The organism is Arthrobacter terricola (assembly GCF_004354015.1).
Classification (GTDB): Bacteria; Actinomycetota; Actinomycetes; order Actinomycetales; family Micrococcaceae; genus Arthrobacter; species Arthrobacter terricola.
Map to the genome: position 1 here is coordinate 129,645 of NZ_SMRU01000017.1, position 6,805 is coordinate 136,449.

Below are 6,805 nucleotides of genomic sequence, written 5' to 3' on the forward strand. Positions count from 1 at the left end.
GCTCAGGCCTTTACGTTCGGGATGGATCCGGTGGCGGTTGAGGAAACGTGGATCTCTCCCCTGGCCGCTTTACCGGCGATGTCCGTACGGAACTGTCCGCCGTCGAGCTGAACCAGCTCAACGCCGTCGTAAGCCCGCTCACGGGCCTCCACGAGGTCGGTTCCGAGCGCCACAACCGCAAGCACGCGGCCCCCGGCGGAAATGATCCGGCCTTCCTCGTCCAGCTTGGTGCCGGCGTGGATGACATGGACGCCTTCCAGCGCGTCAACCTTGTTCAAACCGCGGATGCGGTCGCCGGTTCGGGGCGTGTCCGGGTAGTTTTCGGCGGCGACGACGACGGCGACAGCCGAGTCCTTGGACCAGCGCAGCTCTTCGGCCTGGTCCAGTTCGCCCTTGGCTGCTGCCAGCATGAGGGCGCCGAGGGGGGTCTTGAGCCGGGCGAGGACGGCCTGTGTTTCGGGGTCGCCGAAACGGGCGTTGAATTCGATGACGCGCGTGCCGCGGGAGGTGAGGGCCAGGCCGCAGTACAGGACGCCGACGAACGGGGTCCCGCGGCTTGCCATTTCGTCCACGGTGGGCTGGGCCACGCGGTCGATGACTTCCTGCACGAGGCCTTCGGGCGCCCAGTCGAGCGGGGTGTAGGCGCCCATGCCGCCAGTGTTGGGGCCTTCGTCGTTGTCGTAGATCCGCTTGAAGTCCTGGGCGGGGGACAGCGGGACGGTGGTCCGGCCGTCGCACAGGACGAACAGGGAAACCTCGGGGCCGTCCAGGTACTCCTCGATCACCACGGATCCGCCGGCGTCGAAGCAGGTCTGCGCGTGGGCGAGGGCTTCCTCGCGGTTGTTGGTGACCACAACGCCCTTGCCGGCAGCCAGGCCGTCATCCTTGACGACGTGCGGAGCACCGAAGGTGTCCAGCGCGTCCGCGGCTTCTTCGGCGTTGGTGGCCACACGGGCCATGGCGGTGGGCACACCGGCTTCGGCCATGACCTCCTTGGCGAAGGCCTTGGACGCCTCGAGCTGCGCGGCGGCCTTGCTGGGCCCGAAGACCGGAATGCCGGCCTCGCGCACGGCATCCGAAACGCCCGCTGCGAGGGGAGCCTCGGGGCCAACGACCACCAGGTCAACCGCGAGCTTCGTGGCCAGCGCGGTGACTGCAGCGGGATCGTTGCCGTCGATCGCGTACGTGGGCACCAACTTGGCAATGCCGGCGTTCCCCGGTGCCGAATGGACCTCGGAAACGTTGGGATCTTTGAGCAATGAGCGGACAATGGCGTGTTCGCGGCCCCCGGGGCCAATGACGAGTACCTTCACAGTCCTCAAGGGTACTTTGTGCCGGCGCCGGAGTCCTAAGCTGTTTCCTCGACCGAGCATGCGCTCCCCTCGTCACGAGCAACGGACATAACCCCACTATGCCCACTCCACAGCACCAAAAATGAGCATGCTCCTCAACAGACTCATACACACCGTGGGCTAGCCGGAAAACGGGGATTCCGCGCCATAGACTTGCTTCATGCCCTTGAGTTCGCATGAGACGTTCAGCGTTGAGTCCGCGGTTGAGTTGGCCGTTGTTGAGCGCAGCGGATTCATCGAATCGCGGCATATCGGCTCGGCCGTGGTCCTTTCCGGCGATGGCACGGTGGTGGCCCAACTCGGAGATGTCACAACACCCATTTACGCAGGCTCTGCCCTCAAGCCATTCCAGGCCCTCGCTGCGATGCAATCGGGCGTCCCGTTGCGCGGCGCGCAAGTGGCCTTGGCCTGTGCCAGCCACATCGGGTCCTTGGACCACATGGACGTCGTGGAAGGCATGCTCAAGGCCGCCGGAGTCCGGCAGGAACAGCTTCAATGCCCGTCGGCCTGGCCACAGGACGAAATCGCCCGCAATTGGCTGGTCCGTTCCGAACAAGGGAGGTCGAAGCTCGCGTTCAATTGCTCAGGTAAACATGCCGCTTTCCTCTGGGCATGCACCGAGAACGGCTGGGATACCCACAGCTACCTTGAGCCGAACCACCCCCTCCAGCAGCGCGTACGTTCCGTGATCGAGGAGTACAGCGGCGAAAAGATCGCCCACCTGGGCATCGACGGCTGCGGGGCCCCGGTGGCGGCCATCTCATTGACCGGACTTGCGCGGGCTTATTCGCGGCTCGCACGGGCTCCCCGGGACCGGAACTCCAACGCCCGGGCCGCAACCATCGCGACGTCCATGTTGGATTACCCTTGGGCCGTCCAGGGACGGGGCGAAGCGAACACGATTGTCATGGACGAACTCGATGTCATTGCCAAGGGTGGCGCGGAGGGGGTCCTGGTCATGGCGACGCCGACCGGTGCGTCTGTCGCGGTGAAAATCCTGGACGGAAATCCCCGGGCTGCCACCTTGGTTGGGCTGACCCTGCTGGCAGTTGTGGGAGCCGTCGATATCCCGGGTGTTTCCAGCGTCCTTGAAAAAGTGGTTGAGCCCGTCCTCGGCGGTAGCCATGCCGTCGGCAAGATCCGCCTGGGCCACGCGGTCTCAGCGATGCTGGACTGATTGGAGAAGCGGAGAATGGCAGTTGCACGGCGCCGTATCGACGTCGAACAAGGCCGGGCGGCACTGGCTGAATGGCAGGGCACCCAGCCCGAGACGCCGCCGTCGCGCTCTGTCCTGGCCACCGCGGTGCGGTACTCCTTGGAGGAACTCACCGCACGCGCGCCGGGCAACTCAGTGGAAGTCCGCGTGCCGCCGTTTGGCGTCACGCAGTGCGTCGAGGGTCCCCGGCATACGCGCGGCACGCCGCCGAACGTCATTGAGTGCGACGCCGCCACTTGGCTTGAGATGGTGACCGGCCGTATGTCCTGGGCAGACGCGGTGAACGCCGGACGTGTCGCGGCTTCGGGCCTGCGCGCGGATCTGTCGGAGCTACTCCCCCTCTAGAGAGTTTGTGTACGGATGATGACCCTTAAGACGCGCTTTAAGGGATGGGATCTGTACACAAACTCCGGGGTTAGCCGCGCCCGACGAAAGGCATCCCCGCGGCGGTGACCACCACGGAACCGACGTTGGCCGAGGCTGGCATGTTGGCCATCATGAGGACTGCGCGGGCCGCGTCCTCCACGGGGAACATCGGCTCGACGCGCCTGCTGCCGTCGGCCTGGAGTGCCCCGGAACCGACACCGATGGTGTCCATGATCTCCGTGCGGGTGTTGCCGACGTCGATCTGGCCGCAGGTGATGCCGTACGGGCGCCCGTCCAGCTCGATGCTCTTGGTGAGTCCGCTCATCGCGTGCTTGCTGACGGTGTACGCGACGGACAAAGGCCGCGGCGAATGGGCCGAAATGGAGCCGTTGTTGATGATGCGCCCGCCTTGCGGCTCTTGCGCCTTCATGGTCCGCACGGCCTCCGCGGCGCACAGCATGGAACCTGTGACGTTGACCGCGAGAGTGGCGTTCCAATCGTCCACGCCGATCTCGTCCACGGCACCGGATGGGCCGAAGATGCCCGCGTTGTTGAACAGCACGTCCACCCTCCCCCAGCGCTGGCGGGCAGCGGCGAAAAGGCGCTCGACGTCGTCGGGCACTGTCACGTCGCACGGCACCACAAGCGCCTCGGAATGCCCGTCGGCGGTCTCCTTGAGCTGCGCCTCGCGGCGTCCCGCGAGGGCGACCCGGTACCCTTCGGACAGCAGGAGCCGGGCAACCGCCCGCCCGATGCCGGAACCGGCTCCGGTGACGACGGCGACCCGGGGCTGGGTGGGACTGGTTTCGCTCACGCGGTACTCCTGGAGGTTAGTGTGCGGCGGGCGCTTCGGCTGCGGCGTCCGTGATGTTCAGGGGCCAGCCTATGACGGTTTTGGGGCGCGGCGCGGCGTAAGTGCGGACCTTCGACGTCGAAAGCCCGAGGCGGACCAACGACTCGGCGATGGTGACCGCAGCGGCTACGCCGTCCACCACCGGGACGCCGCAGCGCTGGCGGATCTGCTCGTCGAGGCCGGCCATGCCGCCGCAACCGAGGACGATCACTTCGGCTTTGTCGTCCCGCACTGCCCGCTCGGCCTGCTCGACAATCGCTTCCACTGCCCGCTCCGGGAATTCCTCGAGTTCCAGCACGGCCATGCCGCTCGCCCGGACGGACGCGCAACGGGCCTCGAGGCCGGCAAGCTTGAGGCGGTCCTCGATGAGGGGAACCGCGCGGTCCAGGGTGGTGACAACCGAATATTTGTGGCCGAGGAACATCGCGGTGCTGGCGGCTGCTTCGGTGATGTCCACGACCGGCACGTCGAGGAGCTCCTGGAGCCCTTCGCGGCCGTGTTCGCCGTAGCCTGCCTGGATGACGGCGTCGAACGGTTCGGGGTAGTTGACCACCTTGTCCATCACCGCGATGGCGGCGAGGTAGCTTTCGAAGTTCCCTTCGCAGGAGTCCGCGCCGAAGCGTGGGGTGATACCGACGATCTCGGTGCCGGGAGCGGCGGCTGCCCGCGCCTGCGCTGCGATCGAGTCCGTCATGGTCTGGGTGGTGTTGACGTTTGCGACGAGGATTCGCATGGTTTTCCTTCCGGGGCTGCCAGCGCGCACCCCCGGTATCGAGGGCGCGCGCTGGCTGTTGTTGCTGGTTGTCGCTTAGGTTCTACTGTCAGTGGTTGCTGACGACGGCGATCGGCTCGCCGGAGACGTCCTGGTGCTGCTGCTTCTTGTCTGCCATGAAGTAGTAGCAGAGCGCTCCGATGCCGGCACCGAAGAACCAGGCGAAGGGGGCGATCACTTCGAGGGCGGGAATGAAGGCGATGAGGATCGCGACGGTGGCTGCCGGAATCATTGCCGTGATGGCCCGCGGGTTCACGCCTCGCTTGTAGAAGTAGGTTCCCGTCGGGGTGTCCGTGTAGAGGTCAAGGACGTTGACCTTACCGCGGCGGATCAACCAGTAGTCGGCCATGACGACGCCGAACAGCGGCCCGAGCAGCGCACCGAGTCCACCGAGGAAGTACACGATGACCACGGGGTTGTTGTAGAGGTTCCACGGCAGGATGATGAGGCCGATGGTTCCACTGACCCAGGCTGCCCGGCGGAAGTTCAGGTGCTTCGGGAAGAGGTTGGTCAGGGCGTACACGGGTGCCACGAAGTTGGCCATGAGGTTCACTGCGATGGTCAGGATCAGCAGCGCGAGGCAAGCCAGGACAAGGAAGAGCGTGTTCGGGATGCTCTGGACGATGTCCGACGGGCTTTGGATGATCCGGCCGTTGATCTTGTACTGGCCGCCGGCCATGATGACCACGATTGCGCCGAAGAGGAGCATGTTGATGGGGATGCCCCAGAAGTTGCCGCGGACAATCGACTTCTTGGAGACCGAAGAACGGGTGAAGTCGCAGAAGTTCAGGACGAACGTGCCGTAGATGGAAACCCACAGGGCTCCGCCGGCGAAGATCGTGCGCCACATGTCGCCGCCTTCGAGGCCCTTGATGCCGGACCACTGGATGGCTCCGCCGGCTTCCACGAAGACCCAAATAGCGATGGCGAGCATGGTGGCGAGAATGATGGGGCCGGCGAAGGCCTCATACTTGCGGATCATCTCCATGCCGAAGCTGACGATGATGAGCTGCACGATCCAGAGCGAGACGAACGCGATCCAGCCCAGCGTGGACAGGCCGAGGATGGAGTTGGAATCCAGGTCCTTGAGTCCCGGGAACATCGCGACGACCATGACGCGGAGTACCACCGAGGCGAGGTAGGTCTGGATCCCGAACCAGGCGACGGCCACGGCTCCGCGGATCAAGCTGGCCAGCTGGGCTCCCCTGATGCCGAAGCTGATCCTGCTCATGACGGGGAACGGGACACCCGTCTTTTGGCCCATGAAGCCGGAGAATGTCAAGAGGGTGAAAAGCAAGACGGCGCCGATTCCCAAGGCGACGAGGATTTGCCATCCGCCGAGTCCGAGGGAGAAGAGGCCGATGGCGAAAGCATAATTACCCAGGCTGTGGACGTCATTGGCCCAGAGGGTGAAGATGCTGTAGCTCGTCCAGCGCCGCCCTTCCTTCTTGGTGGGAGCGAGGTCGAGGTTGTAGAGGGTAGGGCTGATGGTGCGGCCTGCCGAAGCGGACGCTACTTCACAGAGGACTTCGTTTCCTGCTGCGGGATGTAGCGAACTTTCAGTGAGCGAGGCATGCTCCGGAGTCGATGTGACGCCGACCGGGGAAGTCGATTGCATCGTGGATCTCCACTTCTTTGTGGTGCTGCACTAGGTTCCGGGACGCTTTGGGAGAGTTTCAAGATATTTCGCATCGTGGAATCTAGTTATTGAATAGTGAAATAACTGTATGAGCTAGGTCACCTCAGGTCAAGGGGCCGGGCGTAGAGTCTTCGGTCACAAACCACTTGGCAGGAGCTCTCCGGACTTCCGAAGCCTAGGCGCAGGGGCCTCGGATTGACGCCCGGCAGGCGTCTAGCTAATCTCGAATTACAGAATTTTATTCTCACAATACGAAATTTCTTGCCAAGTACAGTGCGCACTACAGTGCAGCGCCCAGACATTCAATGAAGAGAGGTTGGACGTGGCTGCAGGAGAAGAGACCTCACACATCCTTAGCGGGTTGACTTCCCAGTTGCCTGATCGTGATCCCCAGGAGACGGCCGAGTGGGTTGAGTCTTTGGATGCGTTGATCAGGGAGCAGGGTACGGAGCGGGCGCAGTTCATCATGCGTAGCCTGCTTCAGCGGGCGGGGTCGCAGTCGGTGGGGGTGCCGATGGTGACCACGACCGATTATGTGAACACGATCCCGGCGGACCAGGAGCCCGAATTCCCGGGCAATGAGGAGTTCGAGCGCCGGTACCGGGCG

The 6,805-nt window shown here is 64.2% G+C and carries 6 protein-coding genes and 1 pseudogene; 3 read left to right on the forward strand and 4 right to left on the reverse strand.

Features of this window, described 5'->3' with window-relative positions:
* Positions 1-2 precede the first annotated feature (2 nt).
* The gene (gene purD / locus E1809_RS15290; RefSeq protein ID WP_133205110.1) at positions 3-1,313 is read right to left on the reverse strand and encodes a phosphoribosylamine--glycine ligase; all 1,311 of its coding nucleotides are present in this window, start codon (positions 1,311-1,313) and stop codon (positions 3-5) included.
* 199 nt (positions 1,314-1,512) lie between these two features.
* On the opposite strand from purD, the gene E1809_RS15295 reads away from it, so the two are divergent.
* Positions 1,513-2,529, forward strand: a complete 1,017-nt coding sequence (locus E1809_RS15295) for an asparaginase (RefSeq protein ID WP_133205092.1) — start codon at positions 1,513-1,515, stop codon at positions 2,527-2,529.
* Positions 2,530-2,544: 15 nt separating this feature from the next.
* The gene (locus tag E1809_RS15300) at positions 2,545-2,913 is read left to right on the forward strand and encodes a sterol carrier family protein (RefSeq protein WP_133205093.1); all 369 of its coding nucleotides are present in this window, start codon (positions 2,545-2,547) and stop codon (positions 2,911-2,913) included.
* A gap of 70 nt (positions 2,914-2,983) precedes the next feature.
* On the opposite strand, the gene E1809_RS15305 is transcribed toward E1809_RS15300, so the two are convergent.
* The 3 genes from E1809_RS15305 to E1809_RS15315 form a co-directional block, all read right to left on the reverse strand.
* Positions 2,984-3,748: an SDR family oxidoreductase gene (locus tag E1809_RS15305; protein WP_133205094.1), complete on the reverse strand. Its 765-nt coding sequence runs from the start codon at positions 3,746-3,748 to the stop codon at positions 2,984-2,986.
* A gap of 16 nt (positions 3,749-3,764) precedes the next feature.
* Complete coding sequence (locus E1809_RS15310; RefSeq protein WP_133205095.1) at positions 3,765-4,520, reverse strand: aspartate/glutamate racemase family protein; 756 nt, start codon at positions 4,518-4,520, stop codon at positions 3,765-3,767.
* Between the two features lie 88 nt (positions 4,521-4,608).
* Positions 4,609-6,177 (reverse strand): NCS1 family nucleobase:cation symporter-1, encoded by a 1,569-nt coding sequence (locus E1809_RS15315; protein WP_133205096.1) that lies wholly within the window; start codon positions 6,175-6,177, stop codon positions 4,609-4,611.
* A 343-nt stretch (positions 6,178-6,520) separates the two neighbouring features.
* On the opposite strand from E1809_RS15315, the pseudogene E1809_RS15320 reads away from it, so the two are divergent.
* Positions 6,521-6,805, forward strand: a pseudogene (locus E1809_RS15320) (pyruvate dehydrogenase (acetyl-transferring), homodimeric type); the annotation flags it as partial.

Coding starts and splice junctions, on each gene's coding strand:
- E1809_RS15295 (WP_133205092.1), top strand. CDS start 1,513: ATGCCCTTGAGTTCGCATGAGACGTTCAGCGTTGAGTCCGCGGTTGAG.
- E1809_RS15300 (WP_133205093.1), top strand. CDS start 2,545: ATGGCAGTTGCACGGCGCCGTATCGACGTCGAACAAGGCCGGGCGGCA.
- E1809_RS15310 (WP_133205095.1), bottom strand. CDS start 4,520: ATGCGAATCCTCGTCGCAAACGTCAACACCACCCAGACCATGACGGAC.
- E1809_RS15315 (WP_133205096.1), bottom strand. CDS start 6,177: ATGCAATCGACTTCCCCGGTCGGCGTCACATCGACTCCGGAGCATGCC.